Here is a 22,032-nt window from a genome sequence, read left to right on the forward strand (position 1 = left end):
CCGGCTGTTTCCCGCTATTTAAGTAAGGACAGGCTGCCTCACAACCAAGGTATACCTATCTATTCCATAGAAAATGTCACAGTCACGTCACCACTTCCAAGGGCTTCCTCCCATCCGGATAAATCATCTATCTTACCCAGTCTCGTATAGCTCCAGGAATTAGAGCCATAAAATATGACAATCTGGTTTCCATTATATAAAACAATATCCCCTGACTGTGTCGTGGTCTGACTGTTGCTGGCGGGCAGATTAGTTCCAAGAGAACCTACCTTTTCAAACCCGGAGTAATCGCTCATCTCAATCACCACCGGAGCGTCTTCCATCATCTGAACCAGGGAGTCTACCGCCGGATTATCCTCCAACATTGCTGTAAATGTACTGTTTCCTATCTGTACATTCATCTTCATTGCTCCGTCCTCTCCCGGTTCTCTATCATGTTCCGGTTCCAGTACACCTTCTGTACCCCCTGTGATTTCGGCAGGCTGTGTATTCTGTCCACCGCAGGCTGACACCGCAGCCACGACGGCCAGCATCACCCACACAAATATATGCTTCTTCAATCGTTTCATATATCATGCTACCTTTCATAACCATTATCGCTTTCTTTATCCCCATTGTAATACCAGTGGCCATCAACATCAAATACCTATAATAAATATATATTCATGCTTTTTTACTATGGTTTTGTTTAAAACAAAAAATGCCCCACCCACGCATGAATCTTATATTCATACGTAGGTGGAGCATTTATCATTTCACTCCGAACAATTACTTCGCGTAGTCCGTCACCCTGGATTCCCGGATGACATTGACCTTGATCTGTCCCGGATATTCCATGGATTCTTCAATCTTCTTGGAAATATCTCTGGCCAGGAGCACCATACTGTCATCATTAATCTGGTCCGGCACTACCATGACACGGACTTCACGTCCTGCCTGAATAGCAAAAGACTTGTCTACTCCTTTGAAGGAATCTGAAATATCTTCCAGTTGTTTCAGTCTATTCGTATATGTCTCCAGAGTCTCTCTTCTTGCACCAGGTCTTGCTGCTGATATGGTATCGGCAGCCTGTACGATGCAGGCAATCAAACTCTCTGGCTCAACATCGCCATGATGAGATTCTACGGAATTGATAACAACAGCCGATTCCTTGTACTTTCTACAAAGCTCGGAACCTAACTGTACGTGAGAACCTTCCACTTCATGGTCAATGGATTTACCAATATCATGTAATAAACCGGCACGCTTGGCCAGGCGGACATCAACACCAATCTCCCCTGCCAGCAGTCCTGCCAGCTGGGCAACTTCGATAGAATGTTTCAATGCGTTCTGTCCATAACTTGTTCTGAATTTCATCTTGCCGAGAAGTTTCACTAACTCCGGGTGAATTCCATGGATACCAACCTCCAGTGTGGCTGCCTCTCCATCTTCCCGCATGTTGGTCTCTACTTCCTTCTGCGCCTTCTCTACCATCTCTTCGATTCTGGCCGGATGAATACGTCCGTCCACAATCAGACGTTCCAGTGCAATTCTTGCAACTTCCCTTCTAACCGGGTCAAACCCTGATAAAACAACTGCTTCCGGAGTATCGTCGATAATTAACTCGACTCCGGTCAATGTCTCAAGTGTGCGGATGTTGCGGCCTTCTCTACCGATAATGCGGCCCTTCATCTCATCGTTGGGGAGCTGTACCACGGATACCGTAGTCTCAGCAACATGGTCAGCAGCACATCTCTGAATCGCTGTCACCACATATTCCTTGGCTTTCTTGTCAGCTTCTTCCTTGGCCCTGCTTTCCATCTCTTTAATCATCTTGGCAGTATCATGTTTTACATCATCTTCAACAGATTTCAGTAAATATTCTTTTGCTTGTTCGGAGGTTAGGCCGGAAATACGTTCCAGTTCCTGCAGTCCTTTTTCACGAAGTTCGTCCACTTCGTTGTGCTTCTTGTTTAAGGCTTCCTCACGGGCAGCTAACCCTGCTTCTTTTCGTTCCATTGCTTCGGACTTCTTGTCCAGATTTTCTTCTTTGCTCAATACACGTCGTTCATAACGCTGAAGCTCTGCTCTTCTTTCCTTGGTTTCTTTATCTAACTCATTCTTAGTCTTTAACGACTCTTCCTTCGCCTCCAGGAGAGCTTCACGCTTCTTTGTCTCTGCGGTTTTTAGCGCTTCGTCTATTATCTCTCTTGACTTTTCTTCTGCACTGCCGATTTTGCTCTCATAAGCATTTTTCCGGTAGGCAATAGCCAATACCCAGGTAATAGGAGCTACCACAATCAATGTCGCTAATACAGATATGATTATTATCATTGATATTGACACAGGAGCACCTCCTTATTTAGTTTTCATTGTACAACAATACAACACTTCAATTTTAAACTGTTTTATACATTATGTCAAGTATCTTCACTCCGCCTTACACATACTTGGTCAAAATGCACTTAGAAGGATTCCTCGTCAAAATCTGCGGCCATGGCCCTTTTGATGGACTCAAAGGAAAATCCCTTTCTGCCCAGGGCCGCGGCCAGTTTAGCCCGCTCTTTCTGCTCCGTCTTATCTGGCTCATAATGCTTTTTTCTCAAAAAATCACGTATCTGGGACTCCTCATCCACCGGATTGTCCTCCAGAAGTCTGGTGATGGTATCCCGGTCAATTCCTTTTCTTTCCAGGTCAAAACTCAGCTGCCTCTTACTCTTTTTACTCCCCTGGGTCTCCACATAGCGTGTGGCATAATTCTCGTCATCCACATACCGGTAATCTTTCAGCATCCTGATGGCCGAATCAATGGCCTCCTCCGGGTAAAATCCATCCCGCAGCTTCCGCCTCAATTCCAGCTCCGTCTTGTCGGAATTTTTCAAAATGTTCACCGCCCGCTCCCTGGCCCTCTTGCAGATAATCAGAGCCATAATCTCCCGGTATGCTTCCTCCGACAATTCTCCGCCTTCTTCTATATGATAGCGTCTCAATTCTCCTTTATATAAAACAAAGGCAAAGTCCTCCTCCAGGAAGACCTTGCTTCTTCGTTTATCCAAAGGAACAATCCCTGTCACAGTCATGTGTGCTGTCCCCTTTATCTCTCTATTCCTTTATTCTTCCGATGCTTCCGGTGCCTCAGATTCTTCTGACGCCTCTGCCTCCGAAGCCTTCGCCGCCTTTCCGGCCTTTCCCGTCCTCAATGTCTTTGCTCCCGCTTCCGAAGCTGCTTCCGCTGCCGGAGCCGGTGCGGAACCGTCGGCATGTCCCAGTCCGTAATGCTCCCTCACCTTATCTTCAATCTCCTGGCACACCGCCGGGTTGTCACGAAGATAAATCTTGGCATTCTCACGTCCCTGTCCAATCTTAGCACCGCCGTAGGCATACCACGCGCCGCTCTTCTCCACGATATCCTCCTTGGCCGCCAAATCCAGCACGTCGCCTTCCTTGGAGATACCCTTGCCAAACATGATATCGAACTCCGCCTCTTTAAATGGAGGGGCAATCTTATTCTTTACGACCTTAATGCGGACACGGTTTCCAATCATCTCACCGCCCTGCTTCAGTGTCTCGATTTTTCTCACATCCAGACGAACGGAAGCATAGAACTTCAGCGCGCGGCCGCCGGTAGTGGTCTCCGGGTTGCCGAACATGACGCCTATCTTCTCACGCAGCTGGTTGATGAAAATCACCGTACAGTTGGACTTGCTGATATGACCGGTCAGCTTTCTAAGTCCCTGGGACATCAGACGCGCCTGGAGACCCACATGGGAATCTCCCATATCGCCGTCAATCTCCGCCTTGGGAACCAGCGCCGCCACCGAGTCCACAATCACGATATCCACTGCTCCGGAGCGCACCATGGTCTCCGTAATCTCCAGCGCCTGCTCCCCATTGTCCGGCTGGGAGATATACAGGTTGTCGATATCCACACCGATATTCTTGGCATAAACCGGGTCAAGCGCATGCTCCGCATCGATAAATCCGGCAATTCCGCCTCTCTTCTGTACTTCCGCTACCATATGTAATGCCACTGTCGTCTTACCACTGGACTCCGGACCGTACACCTCAATCACACGTCCCTTGGGAATCCCGCCGAGTCCCAGTGCGATATCCAGACTCAGGGAACCGGTAGGTACCGTCTCAATATTCATATTCACTCCGGAGTCGCCCAGCTTCATCACGGAGCCCTTTCCGTATGCTTTCTCAATCTGTGTCAACGCGGCATCCAGTGCCTTCATCTTATCATCTTTATTCATGTTATCCTCCATGCGAACAAATGTTCTATTCCTATAATATAATATAGAACTTCCAAAATGTCAACCTTTATTTCCACACTTCCGGCAGCCAATCCTTCCACATTTTTTTTGCCAAAAGCATGCCTCAATCCCCCATAGGCATCCCCCGCTTTCTTTCTCAAAAAAAACTTCAAACAAAATCACTGAAATCTTGGCGATATGCCAGAACTTCCAGGCCGAATGACCTTCTGATTACAAAGATTACTATATCATAAAAGCTGTCCGGAGACAACCACATTTTTCTGAAAAGCTCCCCGATTTGTACAAAATAATTCCCGTTCGGAAAGCCGATTAAGAAAGCCTCGGCATACGCCATTAAACGCTTTTCGCATATACCGAAGCAATTCGTCATCGCTCACCAAGTCGAGCGTTTCATTGCTGAATGCCCTCCGCTTTTTCATATCTGCAGTAACCACTCACGCTGATTTCCATGCCATATTTCTGGCTTTGAGATGATAAAAACTGACCAACGGTAATGGAATCATCCTTAATGAACGGTTGATCTAACAGACAGTGTGTTTTCATAAACTTGTTAATTCTACCCTGATAGATCTGCTCAATCACCTTTTCAGGTTTGCCACTGAGTTTTTTATCACTGGCAATGTCAAGCCGGGTTTCTTTCTGCAAATTCAGCAGTACGGCTTCCGGCACATACTCCTGCGAAAGATATTCCGGAGCCATGGATGCAATCTGCATGGCCAGATCCTTTCCAATACCTTCCAGCACCGCTTTGTTACTGCTTCCTCCTGTTTCAAGGTTGAGTATCGTCCCGTATTTTCCATTCATGTGCATATATGCAACTGGATATGTGCCGGAAAGCAGTTCAAAGCGGCGGAGTATGATGTTCTCCCGAAAGGTCATGACCATTTTTTGAAGCAGAGAGGCAATCGATAAGGACTGTGCTTTACAAGTACATTGCAATAATTCTTCCATGCTGTTAGGTTCGTTGTCCGCTATCGTCTGAGCAATATCACTTGTTGCTTTTTGAAATTCGGAATTATTCGCAACAAAATCTGTTTCCGTGTTGATTTCGAGTAAGACGGCTTTTCCATTCTTTATCGCAGCATAGGCAATCCCATCTGCGGCAAGCCGCTCGGCTTTCTTTTCTGCAAGCTCCGCTCCGGTTGCTTTAATAAGGCGAACAGCTTGCTGGATGTCATCTTCAGCCTCGATCAGTGCCTTTTTGCAGTCGAGCAAACCAGCTCCGGTTTGCTCCCGCAACAATTGTATATTTTGAATATTGATGGACATTTTAATTCTCCTTTCATCCCATTCGCATAACCGACTCTTGACATGCTTACCGACCTTTCATGAAGCAGCAAATTCTCAGTGTTATTGCTGAAACAAGCGGATATCAGTTCCATGGCGTCGCTTTCGGTGGACAGCACACCTGCGAAGGGAGTGCAATCCAGATAGCGTTTGTTATTATTACTATTTATGTTGAAATTCATAACTACTCTCCTTGTCTGTATTTTTTTAGCCCCTCACGGAATTGCTGAATCCATTGCAATTCCGCTTCGCATGTGACGCAGTAATTATGATAAATCATTTCCCATACAAAATGTTCCTGCTCAGATCGATTGGGGAAGTCCTTTTCACGCCGCTTTTCTTCCTTGTGCATAGCTAATTGCTGCGTCATGGTTTTTTCATATTTTGTGAGCAGTTCGTCAATTTCTTCTGGCTCTAATAATCCTGACCACGAAAGTTGAATGAGAAATGTCTTTTTAAATTCGGGAATCTCCGGTTCTGTACTGATTACCCATTTTCTTAATTCAGCCGCGCCCGCTTCCGTAATGGAGTAAATTTTCTTATTGGGAGTGCTTTCCTGATACTGAACCTCGCTTGTCGCAAAACCGTTTTCAAGTAATTTTACCAGTGCTTTATAGATCTGATTGTTGTTCCCTGACCAGTACAGGAAAGGGGATTCCTGCATCACTCGTTTCACATCATATCCAGTAAGCGGTTTCCAGCTTAACAGTCCTAAAATTGCATAGTCAATTGTCATAACTAATTCCTCCTGTTTGTTATCATGTGTTAATTGTAACCTATGATAATATCTGCGTCAACTTTGATTTGAAGGAGGAATCGCCTGACATTCATGCATTCCCCATGGTTTGTACGGGAATCAATATAAATGCTTCAATGCGGGTGCCCGCTGAAAAAGACAGCGGCTTGTTGAGTCAGTGTGTTGACGGCTGTTGAGCCGCCATCCTTCATTTGATTCTTTGTTTGACTTATTTTAAGCCTCCTTTCTTCGTAACATAGGTTAACAATAACATATGTTAAAAAGAAAGTCAAGGCTATTTTTCTTTTCTGTTTTAAGGTATTTCAGATGTTCCCTTCACTGCATACGCCACTATGACGCATACTATACGCCACCAAAAGGGCAGAACTGGCCTGCATCGGGCAGCATCCCTCCTTGCCATAGTTCTTCTACATCTGCGCAAAACTTCCTTTTAAACAGAAAAACAGGACAACCATTTTGGCCGTCCTGCACAAATATCTTTTAGATAACTTTGAAAACATTTTTCCTTTAAGCGATCATGCACCCACAGTTTTCCTCCACCGCTTGAAAAATAGCGCAGGTAGAACTGCGGATGCCATTCCCGTCCTCCCGTTCTTCATAAGTCACGAAGCAGTCCGCAAATTCCCGGTAATTGCCATCGTTCATCCGGGGCTGGTCCGCGCCGAAGAACGGAGAATAAAAAATAGTCTATACCCGGTAGGCATCGGCTTCCCCGTCCTCGGACATGCTGTTGATTTCTGACAGCGCCGTACCCAAATCTGTAAAGTTCTCCCGCATTTCCTCAATGTACATCCGGTAGTCGGCAGGGAGCCCGGAAGATAGATAGCCGCCGTGAAACGCTAAGCGGCATTTCATCCATCTCACTTATCTCTCATACTCCAACTCATCCAGAGCCAGCTTTAACGCTCCCATAATTCCCTGGTTGTCATTCAAACTTGGAAGCACGATATAATTTTCAATATCCTCCAGCTCCTTCGTCTTGATATACCCGGCCAGCTGCCGCTGCACTTCCTTTCGAACCAACGGCATCATATGCTCCTGGTGAGTCACCCCGCCGCCAAGTATAATCCGCTCCGGCGATAGAATCATGATATAATCCACCAGCGCCTGTCCAATATAGAAGGCCTCCAGCTCCCACACCTCTTTTTTGTCCGCCAGCTCGATAGCCTTCTTCCCCCATCGCGCCTCAATGGCCGGTCCTGCCGCCAGCCCTTCCAGACATGTCTTGTGGTAAGGACATTTCCCCTCATAAGTATCATCCGGATGTTTCTCCAACAGCACATGTCCCGCCTCCGGGTGCAGCATCCCGTGAAGCAGCTTTCCGTTGGAAATGATTCCGGCACCGACGCCGGTCCCGATGGTGATGTACATGCTGTTCTCCAGCCCCTTTGTACAGCCCCAGGTAGCCTCTCCAAGGGCCGAACCATTTACATCCGTATCAAATCCCACCGGAATCCCCAAAGCCTCCTTAAAAGCCCCCACGATATTATAGTTGGCCCAAGCCAGCTTCGGCGTGGTGGTAATATATCCATAAGTTTCTGATTTCCGGTTCAAATCAATCGGCCCGAAGCACCCAATCCCCAGCGCCTCCACCTCTTTCTCCTTAAAATAAGCAATCAGCTTCGGCATGGTAATCTCCGGTGTCTCCGTCGGAATGGATGTCCTCTCAAAAATCGTTCCATTCTCATCTCCAACCGCACACACCATCTTCGTTCCGCCTGCTTCCAATGCACCTAGTCTCATAACAGCATCCTTCCCTTTCCGTGTTCTTTTTCCTACCTCAGAGTATATCACAATCCCTCCCCACTGACTATCCCCCGCCTGACACTTTCTTTCAATCAAATTTCCGCCGGTGAACCCATCTCCACCATCAGGAACATGTTCCGTCAAACTTCTACCTGCATCCCCTATCCACCATCCCTCCACAGAAAAGGGGGAGGAAATTCGTCCCCCCCCTCTCATTCCAGCAGCCTGCACACATCCAAACCGCCCCAGCCCTGCTGGTTCCTCGGCAGCCCCAAGTCCACGCACCGCTCCCGAAGCCGCAGCTTCACATCCCGGTTGCTCATATCCGGATATTTCTCTAAAAGCAGGGCGATGGCGCCGGACACCAGCGGCGTGGACATGCTGGTTCCGCTCTTAATCATATACCGCCCCGGCGCGTTGGCACAGCTGATGATGCTGGAGCCGGGGGCCACCACATCCGGCTTGCAGATACAGGCCCCGGTTGGCCCCCGCCCGGAGTAATCCACCATCCGGTTCCCCATCACATTGACCTCCTTGTGGTCATCCGAGCAGCCCACCGTAATCACCTTGCGGCTGATGCCCGGCGTGGTGATGGTCATCCGGCCAGGCCCCTGGTTTCCCGCCGCCACCACCACCACAAGGCCGTCATCCCAGGCGGCATTGACCCCTTTCACCAGGGCCGAATTCTCGTTCATATTCTTTCTGGAATAGGAACCCACGGAAATATTGACAATCCGGATTCCGTATCGATCCTTATTCTCCCGTATCCACCGAATCCCCGCCAGCACATCGGAGGCGTAACCATTTCCCTTCTTATCCAAAACCTTGATGGAAATGAGGTTGCACCCCGGCGCCACACCGCAGTAACGCCCCTCCGAAGCAATCCCGGCCCCGCCGATAATGGCGGAGATGTGAGTCCCATGTCCATTATCATCATACGGCTCATTCCGCCGCTGCAGCATATCCCGAAAAACAACTACTCTATCTTCAAAATCCTCATGGAGAAAGATTCCCGTGTCCAGCACCGCCACACCAACACCGCGGCCCGTAACACCCAAATCATATTCCGCTCCACAACGAATCATCTGTTTTGCCTGATTCAACGTCTCATACCTATACCCTTTTTATTATTAACATATTCCACCAGCCTCTCCAACGTTGCAAAAATCGAATATTAAGAAAATCTTCATAATCTATTTAAACATTATACAAACATTTCCAGAAACGATGTGTTATACTACATACATAAGAAATGCAAAGAACTATTATCCTTTATCCTTTTGAAAATCCTAATCCTAAAGAAAAAGTCACAACCCCGTATCCCTGGGATACGGGGATTTTTCTGCCCTTTTTTCCATTTCCCGCCGTCCGTCCTTTGTCCGCTCTTTTCCTCCAAACATTTCCATAAAAATAGAGCATCTCCAAACCATCAAAAACGACGTTGGAAATGCCCTATTTTCTTAATTTAAATCATAATCACAATTCATTCCGCATCTCACTCTCCAGCTCCAGCTGTGCAATCAGCTCCCGCTGCTTCTCTGCAAATGTCTCCTTAGACACCGCCCCCTGCTTAATTCGCACTAACACCACCACGATACAGAACAACAGCATCATCATGACATAAAACACTTCCCCCTCCCCCAGGGAAAGTATCAGATAGACCGTAATCAGCGCGTTACAGCAGGTGCAGAAGCCCATAAGCGCCTTAAACAGCGGCGCCGGCATATGGAACATGCTGGACTCAAACTGCTTCGGAAATTTCTCCGGGAGCTGCATACATTTAAAATTACAGTACCCGCACAACACCATAGAAGGAATCATGTACAGCGACACAATGGATTCCAGACTGAACCCTGACACAATCGGCATGATGGTCACCAGGTAGAAAAACAGCATAATCACCCAGGGATAGCCGGTCTTCGTCGTCTTCTTAAACAGCGCCGGCAGCCAGCCGTCCTTGGCGCAGCGCAACAGCGGGTGGCGCATCATCTCAATCCACGCCAGCAGGGACGTGGCAATCGCAAACACAGCTCCTCCAATGATAAAAATCACATACATCGGATACGGGAAAATGTGGCTGGCAACCAGGCTTAAGTTCTGGTCCGCCACCTGCTCAACAGGAAGCACCCCGGCCGCCACATAAGCCATCAGACTGTACACAACCGCCACCGCCGCCGTACTGACAAATATCATCCTTGGAATCACCTTCTTCGGGTTCTTCGTCACATTCATCACCGCCACCGGCCCCATAGTCGGCCCCTGACAGGCGTAGGCCATGATGGAGATGGCAAGGAAAAATCCCGTGGTGCCGTTTGTGAAAAAGTCAGGCGACACGTAGCCCGGCTGGATTTTCGGAACCCCGACAATGATAAATAGCGCAATCGCCGCCAGCAGAATATAGGTCATGGCATTTTCCACATGGGCCACGATTTTGGAGCCCTTGATGCTGATGGCAAAAAAGACCGTGATAATAATAATTGCCGAGATGTCCTTAAATGGCGCTATCCCCGGAAATATGGACGACAAATAGTCCACCATGGCAGTCGCATACGCCGTCATGGCAAACCCGTCAAAGAAATTGAACATCGCGCTGACCCCCGCCGGCACGGTAGAAAACAGCAGCGCCTTCATCTGATAGTCACCGCCGTCAAATACAAACATAGACGACAGCGCGATATTATAAAAATAACATCCCATCATAATCATACATCCCAGCAAAATCGCCAGCACAATAGATTTCCCCGTATAACCGATTCCCAGCCCCAGCATCACAAAAATGCCGGAACCAATTGTCCCCGCAAATCCCAATGAAAAAATATCCATGGAATTCAGCAGGTTTTTGTCCTTCTCTTCCCGTTTCATGTTAATTTCCCCCATCACGTTCAACCGTTTTGTTTTTATACATGTATAACTTTATTATATCCACAATCACCAATATGTCAACAAATATTTTTATTTTTTTGTCATTTTTTGTCATCAATGATTATTGTTGTATAAACAAAACCATAAAAAATAGAGTCCCCACGACTATCCCGTCACAGGAACTCTATCAAACAATACTAAACTTACTGCCCCTTAATCCCAAGGGTCTTTGCAATTCTCTCTTTCGTTTTCTCACACTGGTTGCGGCCATAGATAATATCACTGACCGTGGAGTTGGCGATGCCCAGGCGTTTTGCCAGCTCCTGCTGCGGAATATCCTGCTCAACCATTGCAATTTTCATTTTCTTTCCAAATGGGGTACATGGGATTCTCATTGCCATATCTTCCTTCCTCCTCTTCCGGACCTGCCCGGCCGGAAATCATTTTATTGCGCCTCTGATTAGGAAGGCGCCGTTACCGCTACCGTAAAGCTTGGTTTTATGGAAAATGTATCCGATGCGCTCCAGCCCTGCTTCGTCATTCCATAAATCTTCAGATTCATGGTTCCGCCGTTTGCATCCAGTTTTCCCTTGTTATCTCTATTTTTGTCCATATAATAGTTACCGCTCATTGTCGTCTTCAGCCAGAACGACGTATCAGTGATATCTGACGATGCGGCCGACTCCTTCTCACTGATAGCCAGCATCAAGGCTTTGTTGCTGGCAAGAGCATCTACATTGTCCACCAGACTGACACCGCTTGTCGGCACCGAGACACCGGACACATAGACGTACACCGGCACCGCCGAATTGTTCACTATCTTGTACCCACTGGACTGGTTATCCCCCACTTGAACATTCGCATTCGGGCTTGTCCCGTCGAACTTAGTCGGGTCAATGTCAAATGCGGCCGTCAGCGGAATGGACACGCTCAGGGTCGTCGCATTGATTCTTCCGTTTAATGTGGTCTCCACCGCATTGGCGCCTGTCTTTTCCTCCGTGATCACCTCCGCTGTCGCAGCATCCGGCGCTCCATAAGCCCCGGTCGTACCTGCCACCGCCAGCCCTATCGCCAGGGCGGCCGCAGCCATCTGTTTCCTGTTCTTCTTCATTGTTCTTCCTCCTGTTATCCTTCTTTTTTGAATCTGCCTTTATATAAACCAGCAGGGCTATCCCGCCCGTACTGCGCTGATTTTTAGCACCGGTCTGATCGTAAACTGGTAAGCCCCGTAAAAGTCGGCCGACACCTTCCCATATATCTGAAGCCCCGCCTCCTCCTCCGCCCCCAGGTCCGTTATCAGAATCCCCTTCTTCCCCGGACAGATGGCGTACTGCTCAAAATCCGCGTCACTTCCGTACGTCCTCCCGGCAGTTCCCAGCACCAGGATGGCGGTCCCATACTCCTTTACCTCGGATATCCGGTCCACCAGCCGGAAGCTCTGCACGGGTCCTCCCGCAAATGCTTCCGAAAAGACCACGTCTCCCTGCCGCAGTTCCTCCACCTCCGCTATCTCCAGACGCACCGGAACCACCGAGTTATTCCTAATCCGGAATTCCGCGGGGGATGGTCCCTGTATCTGGCCTCCCGGATTGGCCGTGGCATCAAACCGCCCTTCCGGGTCAACGCCAAACTCCACATCCGATGGCAATGCCGCCGATATCAACGACACCTCTATGGTTCCCTGCAATTCTGTCTCCACGGAGTGGCTTCCATCCATCACGGATATCTCCACTTTGGTCTCCTCCACCGTCCCTGTCTCCCCGCGGCTAAGCATGGGTTCCTGTATGCTCAGACTCAGGATGACGGCGGCGGTCATTTTCATATAACCGTATCTTCTCTGTCGCAATGCCGTGTTCCTCCTCTCACTCATACAGGACCAGCCGTATCCGGGCCGCCGCCTGGCCGATGTAGGTCTCATCCTCTTTGTAGGCAAAGAATTTTGCCGTGCAGCTGTACTCCCCGGCGGGCAGGTCTGCAAGCAGCGGGGCATTTTCCACGTAATTACCCGGAGGGATGGCTCCCGTCTCGTATATCTTTTCGCCGGTGTCATCCCGCCACACCTCCACGCGGATCAGTTTCTCCTGGTTGGAAGGGTTCTCTATCAGCCAGTTCACACTTCTGTCTTCACCGCTGGTTTTCCCTGACGGGGTGGCATTGATGGTCATCGCCAGCATTCCCTCCTCCACCACGGCGTCCAGTTCCCTCTGCCGCTCCTCCCGGCTCTTTCCGGGAATGTCCCCGGCCACGATATTTCCTTCGTAGACCAGGCCCTCCTGCTCCGGCTCCCTCTGCCGGTATCCCAGATAGAATAATCCGGCTGTCAGGGCCGCCGCCAGCAGAGCCGTAACCGGAAGCACCAGCACGGAGACTCCAAAGCCCTTCCTGTTTCCACGTCTATCCTTTTTCCTGCCACGCTCTTCCCGCTCTTCCTGTCCTGTCATCTTCTCTTCCATCCTTGTATTCTGATGTGGCCAGCATCCTGTCACTCCCATGCCCGGTCAGCTGCCTGTTCAGTTCTGCACAAACAGCGTGATTCTGGCTGTGGCCCTTCCTATATAAGCGCTGTCGCTGATGCGGTAGGCATCAATATAGGCCAGACAGGGATACTCACCTGCCGGCAGTTCCCTGTCCAGCGGGACGCTCTCGATATACTGCTCCGGGTCCAGGTAGCCGGACTGATAAAGCTCCTCCCCCGTGTCCTCCCGGCTGATGGAAACCGTGAACCGGTTGCCATTGTCCGGCGGATTCTCAATCAGAAGATTGGCTTCCGCCCTCCCATTCTCCATCACCGGTGTGGCATTGATGGAAAATGTCAGCATTCCCTCCCGGACCATATCATCCAGCTCCGCCTGTCTTCCCGCCGGGTCATGCAGGGTGCCGCTCTGGACACGGGCCTCCGGCTCCAGCTGGGGCAGCTGCACCTCCACCGCTTTGTTGGTGTATACAAAATACCCTGCCCCGCCAAGCACCGCCATACAGAATACCAGGGCCAGTATGATGACCGCCATATTGATATGATTTCTTCTCGTTCTCATCTTCCCATCCCTTATTCCGGAATCACTCTCACCGTAAGTTCCAGCGTCATTTCCCCCGCCGGCTTCCTTTCGTCAAACAGCTCTAACTTTGCCAGCACCGGATGTTCCCCCGGTTCCAGCGCCTGATTCAGTGTTATCATCTCCACGTATTTTCCCGGCGGCACCAGACGGGTTCCTCCGATTCGGCCGCCGGTGGATTTCAGATACAGGTTTATGCGGGAGCCGTACCGGTTCTCCGGCGGATTCTCAAACTCCAGATTGCACTCCTGGCTGCCTTCCTTCATGGTAGGCAGCTGGTTCACCACCACCCGGTACTGCCCTTCCTCCAGCGCTGTCCCATCCGCCGCATGGAGACTGCCGTCCATCGCATTCCTGTCCGGCAGAATATCCACGCGGGCCTGCACCGGGGCAGGCAGTCCGAATACGAGAACACAGGAAATCCCGCCGCCGGCCATCATCGCCGTCACAGCCAGAATCAAACTAACTCTCCTGACCCTGCTCCGCCGTCTTTCCCCTTCCCGCAGGTCTCTCCTTCGTCCCATTCTCTCAGCCACCCCCTTTACCTGTCTTTCATCTCATCTTCTCTCGCCCTAAGCTCCGCCAGCCTGCTCCACCACAGCTCCCACATCCTTCTTAGGCAATGCAAACTGGTAGACAATATCAAAGCCAAACCGCTTCTCCGGCCCCGTGTGAATCATGCTGTATTCCATGAAATAGCTATATTGAAAACTCTTCCCATAGCCCACATGACAGGTCATCCATGGCAATGCTTCCGGGTCGAAATAGATCTCCTGTTCACCGGAGCCCCCGCTGGTTATAAACGTTCCCTTGATACCCAGCTTCACCTTCTGTCCATCCGCCGTAATGGGAACATTGTTCTCAATGACATAGGAACTGTCAATCGGCGTCAGCTTCACATCAATGCTGTCCGACACCTCCTTCCCTTTCACGCTGGCGATGCCAAACTGGATCGGCCCGGTTTCATTATTCTTGATTGTCATCCCCGTCGAATAGGCTTTCGCCGGTTCCACGCCTGGCTTCAGCACGATATCCGCATTATTTGTTATTGTGATATCCAGCGTGTTCCTCACCATCTCTTTTATCTCTATCCTCACCTCATAACGCTTGATTACTCGGTCTGCTCCGTCCCCGTTTTTCACTGCCAAATCCAGAAGAAGGGCACGTTGATACGGATAAATGTACGACGCGCCACAGTACAGCTTCAAGGGGCTGACACTGTCAAGCGTCCTGTCCGGCGCTGTCAGCGAACGAGTACAGTCCGCCAAATCTATACCTCCCGCTTCCACCGCCAGATTCTGATGGGCATTGTCCGTTCCATAAGTATGAAAACCAGCCGTGACATCCCCCTTGGATGTCAACGAAAATGCCGGTTGGGAACTCTCCCCTGCCTCCTGGTGGATTCCACGGAACAGAACATGGGATGGCGGCAGAGCTCCACCGCTCCAGTTTCCTTCCGCCCCGCTCAGAACCCCGCCTGACTCTGTCACACCCGCCAGGTCTACCTCCACCGTCATCATTTCCGGCGCATCCAGGGTGGGCATTCCCTTCGTGTCCTCATCCGCCAGACTGGTAAACCACACCCGGTCCGTCCCCTTGTACTCGGTTCCGTCAAAGGTGTTCAGCCCATCCGTCTGTTTCTGGCGCATTTCATCACTGCTGGTGTCAAACAACGTTATCTTCCCGCTGTCCGCCAGACTGACATCGCTGTAACACTGGCTGATCTCGCCGGCGTCTGTCTTTCCGCTGATAGAGCCGGCCGTTCCCCCAGCCGTGATGCGGTTTGTGCCCAGACACGCCTGATAGCTGTTCCGGATCACGCCGCCGCTTCCGTCACCGGCAATTCCACCCGCACAGGACGAGCCCCCGGTGCCCGTCACGGCTGCTTCCAGAGCATAGCAGTTCTTCACTACCGCATTACCCGCCAGCTGTCCCGCAATTCCTCCGGCATATGACGCGCCGGATACCACGCCGCCCCGGTTAAAGCATCTGGAGATTTCCGCACCCCCGCTGACTGCTCCGGCGATTCCTCCGGCCTTATCACCAGTTATGGAAATAGTTGTGACGCCAATTCCCGTCACCTTTCCGCCTGCGCCTACATTTCCAAACAATCCGGCCGTGTCGGCGGCGCTGATATACAGACCGCCCACTTCCACGACCCGTGAGCCGCTTCCGTTAAAGGTTCCGCGATAACTGTGGGCGCTGTCCTTCCCGATGGGCATCCACGGGAGTTTCCCGCTTGATACATACCGTCCTCCACTCAAATCCAAGTCGGCCGTCAAAACCGCGCTGGTACCCGCCGTTATCTTTCCATCATTAATTTGTTCCGCAAACCAGGCCAGCTGTTCTGCCGTTCCCAGTTCCAATGGACTGCCTGAAGGCGTCTGCATGGCGATAAATCCATCTGCAAGTCCCCTTCCCACGGTCTCCCAGCTGTCCGCATCCGGAAGTGTCCCGTACTCTGGATAAGTTGCCCCGCTTCCGGCCACATAAGTCCAGGATACGTAACTGGACGATTCCTGGGCCATCCGTTCCCCGTTTAATCCAAACGCCGCTCCCCAGGATGCAAATGCAGCCGACTCCACGCCCTTGGCATAAGCATCCACCGCCGGCAGGGATTTATTTTTATCATAGAAACAGTAGGTCACACTGTCACTGCTGCCGCCGGTTCCAACCACTGCTCCCACGGATAAGGTTCCCGTCACCGCCCCGGCATTGTAGCATCCGGTGACGGTCTGCGTGGGCAGGGATAAGGTGCCTGCAATCCCTCCCACGGCAGCTCCCCCTGACACCGCGCCCTGGTTATAGCTGTTTCTGAGTGCCAGTGTTCCCGTGACAGCTCCTCCAAGAATGCCTCCCGTGCTGGCTCCCAGGGTTCCGGTAACCGCGCTTCCCGCCAGGTTGTAACAGCCGTCAATCACGGTATCGGCCGCAACGGCTCCCACCATGCCTCCAATATAATTTCCGGCCGTTCCCTTGACGGTACCGCTGTTCCAACAGCCCTTTATCTCCGTGCCGGTTCCGGCGATATATCCTGCCATTCCTCCCACATAGGCGCCCGGACTGCTGAGCGTTCCCTTGTTCTCGCAGCCGGTAATCACCACGTTATCTCCTAGAATACTGCCAGTGATTCCTCCAGCATGACGCTCCCTTTCCTGCACCTCCACCAGACTGTCGGCCAGCTTGACATTCTCAATGACGGCGCCGGTTCCCAGCGTTCCAAACAGGCCCGCCGCCCCTTTTCTGTCCGCACGCATAAAGGAGACCGTATTGCCATTTCCACGGAAGGTACCGGTATACCGGTAGCCGTCATACTCCCTTCCTATGGACTTCCAGGCCAGGGCCTGGGTGAGAATATCCGCATCACCGGAATCGTAGGATTTTCCCGTATACTCCCCGCCGAACAGATTGATATCCGCTTTCAGCTCCGCACACAGTCCCGCTTTCTCTTTGGAGCTGCTTGTCACCCAGGCGAACCAGGCCAGCTCACTGGGTGTCGTGATCTGATAAGGGTTGCCGCTGGTCCCGGCAGTGCCCATGGAGCCGGTGTTCTGCGGGAACGGAGCCGTGGCCGTCAACGCCACGTCCTCCCAGCTTTCCACCGGCATGGCGCCGAAGGAGGGGTAGCCCTGATTGATGTCCGCCGCGTACTGCCAGAAACTGGCGGCGGAAGCCAGATTCATTCTGCCCGCCATGGCCTCGCTCTGCATCTCCGAGGTGGTGTAGGATTCATTGTCCTTCAGCCGCACCCGGCTCCCTCCAGCCACCGTCACCGCGCCGCTGGTTTCCCTATCCCAGTAACAGTTGTAGATTCCTCCCACTGTTGTATCCGTACCATTTTCAAAGCTGCCCGCAATCACTCTGGCGGTGCCGCTTGTCGTGGTGATACTGCCCGCATTATAGCAGGCGGTGATTCTCTGTTTTCCAGGGATGGTTCCCATATCCGTTCCCACAAATGCCCCTGTCCCGCTGCCCTTTCCTGTCACTGTGGCGCGGTTGTAGCAGCTCTCGATGATAATCTGGGTATCTTCTCCCGCCACAGATGCGACGGCTCCCACAAAGGCGGCCGTGCCTTCCTCCGCCACGCCTCCGGCGCTGTTCGCCGTGACGGAGCATGTCCCGTCCAGCCCCAGTTTCCGAATATGGGCACCGCCGCCCGCACAGCCAAACAGTCCGGCATAACCATCCTCCGCAACTCTCATATGGCTGATGACGTTTCCATTGCCGTTAAAGTCTCCGGTATAAACATTCGTCTTATCTCCGATCGGCAGCCAGCGAAGCGGTTCTCCGCTGCTCCCGCCGTAGGAGGTTCCAGTCAAATCGATATCACTGAGCAGGATAGCATCGGAGCTTCCCTTGCCTGACTGGACCTCCACCTGAAATGCCGCCAGATGTTCCGGCGATTCGATGCAGTACCGGACATCGGCGTCTCCGTCTCCCGTCAGTGAACTGCCAATCAGTCCGTACAGACATCCCTGCCCCACTGCCTCCCAGCTCTCCGCCGCCGGCAATGTCCCAAAGGTGGGGTAATCCACCCCATTCACATCATAGGTCCATGGAGTTCCCACCTTTGAACCGTTCAAGGCATAGGCCGCCGCCCATGATTTCATTCCGGCGGTGCTGACGGGTTTTGCGACGGCATCTGATGCAAGGGATGTTTCTTTGTCATAGTAGCAATTTTTTGGAGTGGAATTATTGCTTCCGGAGACAGCTCCTACATAAGTATTACCACCCGTGACAGCTCCCGTATTGTAACAGTTTGCAATATTCGCACTTCCTCCTGACAATTGCTGATTCCCTACAATTCCTCCAATACTAGCACCTGTGCTGCCTCCACTAATCGCGCCCCAATTGTAGCAATTCGTAATTGTTATGCTTCCACCATTTCCCGAATATCTCTGTCCAAGGATCCCGCCTACCGGGCCTGTACCAGTGACTGAACCAGTATTATAACAATTCATTATGTAAGTATTTTTCCATAGGGAATAACCGAGAATCCCACCTACTGTACTCTCCCCAATTACGGTTGCATTATTCCAGCAATTAGATATTGTCACAGCCTGTTCGGCTCTTCCCGCAATTCCTCCGCAACGGCCTTTTCCACGCATTAAACCGGTAGAAACACCCAAATTTCGTATCGTTCCTGAATGAACCCAGCCAAATAAACCGCCCCCTTCCCATCCTGCATTTGGATTTACCACTTCGTCTACTCTTAAATTCTGTATCGTATGCCCTGTTCCATCAAACGTTGCTCCGGTAAATTGATGTCCATTTCTTCCTATCGGAGCCCATCGAAGTGCATTTTCGATATTCTCTATCGTGGCCTCCGCTTCCGGTACATTCACATAAGAAGCTCCAAACAAATCAATATCTGCTGTCAACTTTCCCCAGGCGCCTCCCGACACATAGTTGATAATATAGGCATATATCGCAAATTCCTCCGCAGTTCCAATCTGATAGGGGTTTGACGAAGACCCATTACCTGTCATGGTATATCCGGAAGTATACAGTTCCTTCCCTACATCCTCCCAGCTCTCAGGTGGTGTATCCGTCAAAGTCACAGCACGGACACCAAGTGCAAAATTCCTGGTTGCTGGTCCCACGGTTGCCTTCAATTGAACGGTTTTAGAATTTTCAATACGATCTGTGCCAGATTCCGGTATCTCCTCCCTATTCTCTGTTTCCAAAGCATTTTCTGTCTCAGGGGCGTCGGTTTCTACCTCAGTAGTATCGGTTTCTACCTCAATTTCATCGGTTTCTGGCTTCGTAACATCTGCTTTTAGCTCCTCATCTGCTTCTGACTCCGCATCCTCTCCCGCCAGCGCCATTTCCACCCGTGGAACATCACGACTGGAAAATGTCACTCCGGGACCGATTCTCACCTGATTATTCTCATCAATTGCTGCTTCTCCCGCCGCATCCCACTGAATTTCCTCCCCGTCTATCGCGGACGGAAGCAGGATTTCCTGCTCTCCCACGATATCGGCGAGCATGGTTCCTTCCGGCAGTTCCAGCGCAATGGCGGACGCTTTTGAGTAGGACATAACCGTCACATGTTCACTCTGTGCAAATGCTTCCAGCTGGGGGTATGCCTGCTCCGCCAGATACCAGTTTCCCGGCGCCGCGCTTTCCGTCCCTGTCATCTGATTAGTATTCAGCGCTGTCAGCCCAGGTTTCAATTCCTCCTCTTCTACATCCCTGATGCAGGACATCTGTCTGTCATACACACATCCCTCCAGGCTTCCTTCGCCCAAAACCGTAAAACCTCCCCGGCTCCGGCCCGCCTCCCCGATTGTCATCGCACAATAGCAGTTCGTAATCTGTCCTTCATTGACCGCAGAAAATCCGCCTGCCACATCGTCGCTGTCCACCAGACCCACAGCATAACTGTTCTCCGCCCTGCTCTCTTCTCCCAGAATGCCAGCCAGACCTCCTGCATAGGTGTCAACCGTTTCCAACGCCGATTCGATGGTAGCCAGTGCATAGCAGTCTGCTATCAGAGTCTTCCCTGCTGTCTGGGCCACAAGTCCACCTGCTGCCACCTGCTGTGCCGTCACCAGAATATAAATATCTCCGTCCGGGTTCCCGATATATTCCACCTCCGGTTCTCCCTCCCCGGATACTCCTTCACCAGTACCCGTCCCAGGATTTCCCGGCTCCGTGGCTTCCTCCGCGTTGGATGGTGTCGCCTCCGATGCATCTGCATCCGCCGGTTCCGCATCCGATGGGCTGGCCGTCAGTATCGACTCCGCATCGGAATCCACCACCGCGGATACCTTCAACATCAACTGCTGCCTGTCATTCGCCCGATAACCAACCGTCTCCGCCAGCTCCGGACTGCCATTCTCCAGATTCCCTTCCTCCGTCCCCGGCGTTCCACTGCCACCATTGCTTCCGTTCTCCGGCTCCAACGCTCCGCTTTCAATGTTCCCCGTTCCTGACTCCGATGTTCCGCTTCCACCGCTTCCCGTTCCTGACTCCGATGTTCCACTTTCACCGCTCCCCGTTCCCGGCTCCGATGTTCCACTTTCACCGCTCCCCGTTCCCGGTTTCGCTATTCCACTTCCATTGCTGCCTGTCTCCGTCTCTAACGTTCCACTTCCACTATTCCCGGTCCCTGACTCCGGCGTTCCACTTTCAGGCTTCGACGTGCTGCTTCCCGTTCCTCCGGTTTCCGCCACACTTCCCCCAGCCGTCTCACTGGCCGAAGGCGTCCCGCTTTCCAGCGCCGTTCCTCCAGTTTCTCCGTCCATCTCGGACGAGCTACCGCTCCCCTGGCTAACTCCCGGTCCGGCTTCCTCTTCCTGGCTTTCTGTCACATTTCCATCCGCAGAACTTCCTTCCCCATTTTCCTCCGCCTGACCGCCTGTCTCCGTCACTTCCTGTTCCTTCGTCTCACCCCCTGGTCCAGCCTCTATCTCACTGCTTTCTTCCTTCCACTTCTGGTCTCCCGCATTTCCCGGACCTTCCACTCCTGGTCCCCGTTCCTCATCCGCATCTGACGGGCTGGCTTTCTCCAGCAGATACTCCGCCTCCGCCGGGCTGGCCGTGAGAATCTCCCCTCCCATTCCACAGCTTCGGATCACAGAGTCAACCGTGTACGCCGCCAGCGCCCCATATCCATCCACATATCGTTCCCCATCATAATAGGTAAACGGATGAATAATCTCCGCCCCGCTCAGGAACAGATTTCTCACCTCCGCCCTTTCCATCACTCCAAACAGCGGTCTCTCCAGGCCGCTTATCACATACCCATTCCCGTCAAACTCCCCGGTAAATGGCTCCATATTCCTCCCAATGGATTCCTCCAGCAGACTGCCATCCAAATCCTCCGCCAGCCGGTACCTCCCATTCAGGTTATACTCCTCACTCTCCCGGTCCAGCAGATAATGCTCCAGTTCCTCCAGCGTGTGAATCTCCACAATCTCCCTGCTCTTCGCCCCGGCCGTCCCAATGCTGTGTACCAGAAAACCCGACACCGCCGCCATCACGACACAGACCATTCCCAGTGCCAGATATTTCAGCCACTCCTGTTCCTTCCCCTTTTTATGTAATATAAAACGGCTCATTC

At 51.6% G+C, this 22,032-nt stretch carries 19 protein-coding genes; all 19 read right to left on the bottom strand.

The features are described 5' to 3' along the window. Positions 1 to 59 precede the first annotated feature (59 nt). The 19 genes from HMPREF9473_RS24760 to HMPREF9473_RS24840 all read right to left on the bottom strand — a co-directional run bounded on the left by HMPREF9473_RS24760 (position 60) and on the right by HMPREF9473_RS24840 (position 22,030). Entirely contained in the window at positions 60 to 569 is a 510-nt protein-coding gene (locus HMPREF9473_RS24760; protein WP_006782977.1) for a cyclophilin-like fold protein, read from the bottom strand. A gap of 199 nt (positions 570 to 768) precedes the next feature. Continuing rightward, a complete protein-coding gene (gene rny, locus HMPREF9473_RS24765; protein WP_034860131.1) occupies positions 769 to 2,313 on the bottom strand; it encodes a ribonuclease Y in 1,545 nt (514 codons plus the stop codon). A gap of 131 nt (positions 2,314 to 2,444) precedes the next feature. Continuing rightward, complete coding sequence (locus HMPREF9473_RS24770) at positions 2,445 to 3,035, bottom strand: regulatory protein RecX (RefSeq protein ID WP_242830897.1); 591 nt, start codon at positions 3,033 to 3,035, stop codon at positions 2,445 to 2,447. A 54-nt stretch (positions 3,036 to 3,089) separates the two neighbouring features. Further along, a complete protein-coding gene (gene recA / locus HMPREF9473_RS24775; protein ID WP_006782980.1) occupies positions 3,090 to 4,235 on the bottom strand; it encodes a recombinase RecA in 1,146 nt (381 codons plus the stop codon). A gap of 248 nt (positions 4,236 to 4,483) precedes the next feature. Then, positions 4,484 to 4,675 carry a DUF6323 family protein gene (locus HMPREF9473_RS28630; protein ID WP_347509659.1) on the bottom strand — a complete coding sequence of 64 codons (192 nt, stop codon included), beginning with the start codon at positions 4,673 to 4,675 and terminating at the stop codon, positions 4,484 to 4,486. Then, a complete protein-coding gene (tsf, locus tag HMPREF9473_RS24785; RefSeq protein ID WP_034860135.1) occupies positions 4,647 to 5,525 on the bottom strand; it encodes a translation elongation factor Ts in 879 nt (292 codons plus the stop codon). The genes HMPREF9473_RS28630 and tsf overlap by 29 nt, the downstream gene beginning before the upstream one ends. 202 nt (positions 5,526 to 5,727) lie before the next feature. After that, positions 5,728 to 6,279: a PadR family transcriptional regulator gene (locus tag HMPREF9473_RS24790; RefSeq protein WP_006782983.1), complete on the bottom strand. Its 552-nt coding sequence runs from the start codon at positions 6,277 to 6,279 to the stop codon at positions 5,728 to 5,730. Positions 6,280 to 6,807: 528 nt separating this feature from the next. Beyond that, the gene (locus HMPREF9473_RS28325; protein WP_242830898.1) at positions 6,808 to 6,945 is read right to left on the bottom strand and encodes a hypothetical protein; all 138 of its coding nucleotides are present in this window, start codon (positions 6,943 to 6,945) and stop codon (positions 6,808 to 6,810) included. Positions 6,946 to 6,987: 42 nt separating this feature from the next. Continuing rightward, a complete protein-coding gene (locus tag HMPREF9473_RS28330; protein WP_242830899.1) occupies positions 6,988 to 7,155 on the bottom strand; it encodes a hypothetical protein in 168 nt (55 codons plus the stop codon). Positions 7,156 to 7,164: 9 nt separating this feature from the next. Next, positions 7,165 to 8,043 (bottom strand): ROK family protein, encoded by an 879-nt coding sequence (locus HMPREF9473_RS24795; RefSeq protein WP_006782984.1) that lies wholly within the window; start codon positions 8,041 to 8,043, stop codon positions 7,165 to 7,167. A 215-nt stretch (positions 8,044 to 8,258) separates the two neighbouring features. Then, complete coding sequence (locus tag HMPREF9473_RS24800; protein ID WP_034860137.1) at positions 8,259 to 9,149, bottom strand: S8 family peptidase; 891 nt, start codon at positions 9,147 to 9,149, stop codon at positions 8,259 to 8,261. Between the two features lie 373 nt (positions 9,150 to 9,522). Continuing rightward, entirely contained in the window at positions 9,523 to 10,908 is a 1,386-nt protein-coding gene (locus tag HMPREF9473_RS24805; RefSeq protein ID WP_006782986.1) for an APC family permease, read from the bottom strand. A gap of 203 nt (positions 10,909 to 11,111) precedes the next feature. Further along, positions 11,112 to 11,309: a helix-turn-helix domain-containing protein gene (locus HMPREF9473_RS24810; protein WP_006782987.1), complete on the bottom strand. Its 198-nt coding sequence runs from the start codon at positions 11,307 to 11,309 to the stop codon at positions 11,112 to 11,114. A gap of 59 nt (positions 11,310 to 11,368) precedes the next feature. Beyond that, positions 11,369 to 12,019 (bottom strand): hypothetical protein, encoded by a 651-nt coding sequence (locus HMPREF9473_RS24815; RefSeq protein WP_006782988.1) that lies wholly within the window; start codon positions 12,017 to 12,019, stop codon positions 11,369 to 11,371. A gap of 57 nt (positions 12,020 to 12,076) precedes the next feature. After that, positions 12,077 to 12,754 carry a hypothetical protein gene (locus HMPREF9473_RS24820; RefSeq protein WP_006782989.1) on the bottom strand — a complete coding sequence of 226 codons (678 nt, stop codon included), beginning with the start codon at positions 12,752 to 12,754 and terminating at the stop codon, positions 12,077 to 12,079. 16 nt (positions 12,755 to 12,770) lie between these two features. Beyond that, the gene (locus HMPREF9473_RS26610) at positions 12,771 to 13,349 is read right to left on the bottom strand and encodes a hypothetical protein (RefSeq protein WP_006782990.1); all 579 of its coding nucleotides are present in this window, start codon (positions 13,347 to 13,349) and stop codon (positions 12,771 to 12,773) included. Between the two features lie 69 nt (positions 13,350 to 13,418). Further along, positions 13,419 to 13,943: a hypothetical protein gene (locus HMPREF9473_RS24830; protein WP_006782991.1), complete on the bottom strand. Its 525-nt coding sequence runs from the start codon at positions 13,941 to 13,943 to the stop codon at positions 13,419 to 13,421. A gap of 11 nt (positions 13,944 to 13,954) precedes the next feature. Continuing rightward, positions 13,955 to 14,485 carry a hypothetical protein gene (locus HMPREF9473_RS24835; protein WP_006782992.1) on the bottom strand — a complete coding sequence of 177 codons (531 nt, stop codon included), beginning with the start codon at positions 14,483 to 14,485 and terminating at the stop codon, positions 13,955 to 13,957. Positions 14,486 to 14,533: 48 nt separating this feature from the next. Further along, entirely contained in the window at positions 14,534 to 22,030 is a 7,497-nt protein-coding gene (locus HMPREF9473_RS24840; RefSeq protein ID WP_006782993.1) for a hypothetical protein, read from the bottom strand. Between the last annotated feature and the right edge of the window lie 2 nt (positions 22,031 to 22,032).

Origin of the sequence: Hungatella hathewayi WAL-18680 (assembly GCF_000235505.1) — a bacterium.
Classification (GTDB): Bacteria; Bacillota; Clostridia; order Lachnospirales; family Lachnospiraceae; genus Hungatella_A; species Hungatella_A hathewayi_A.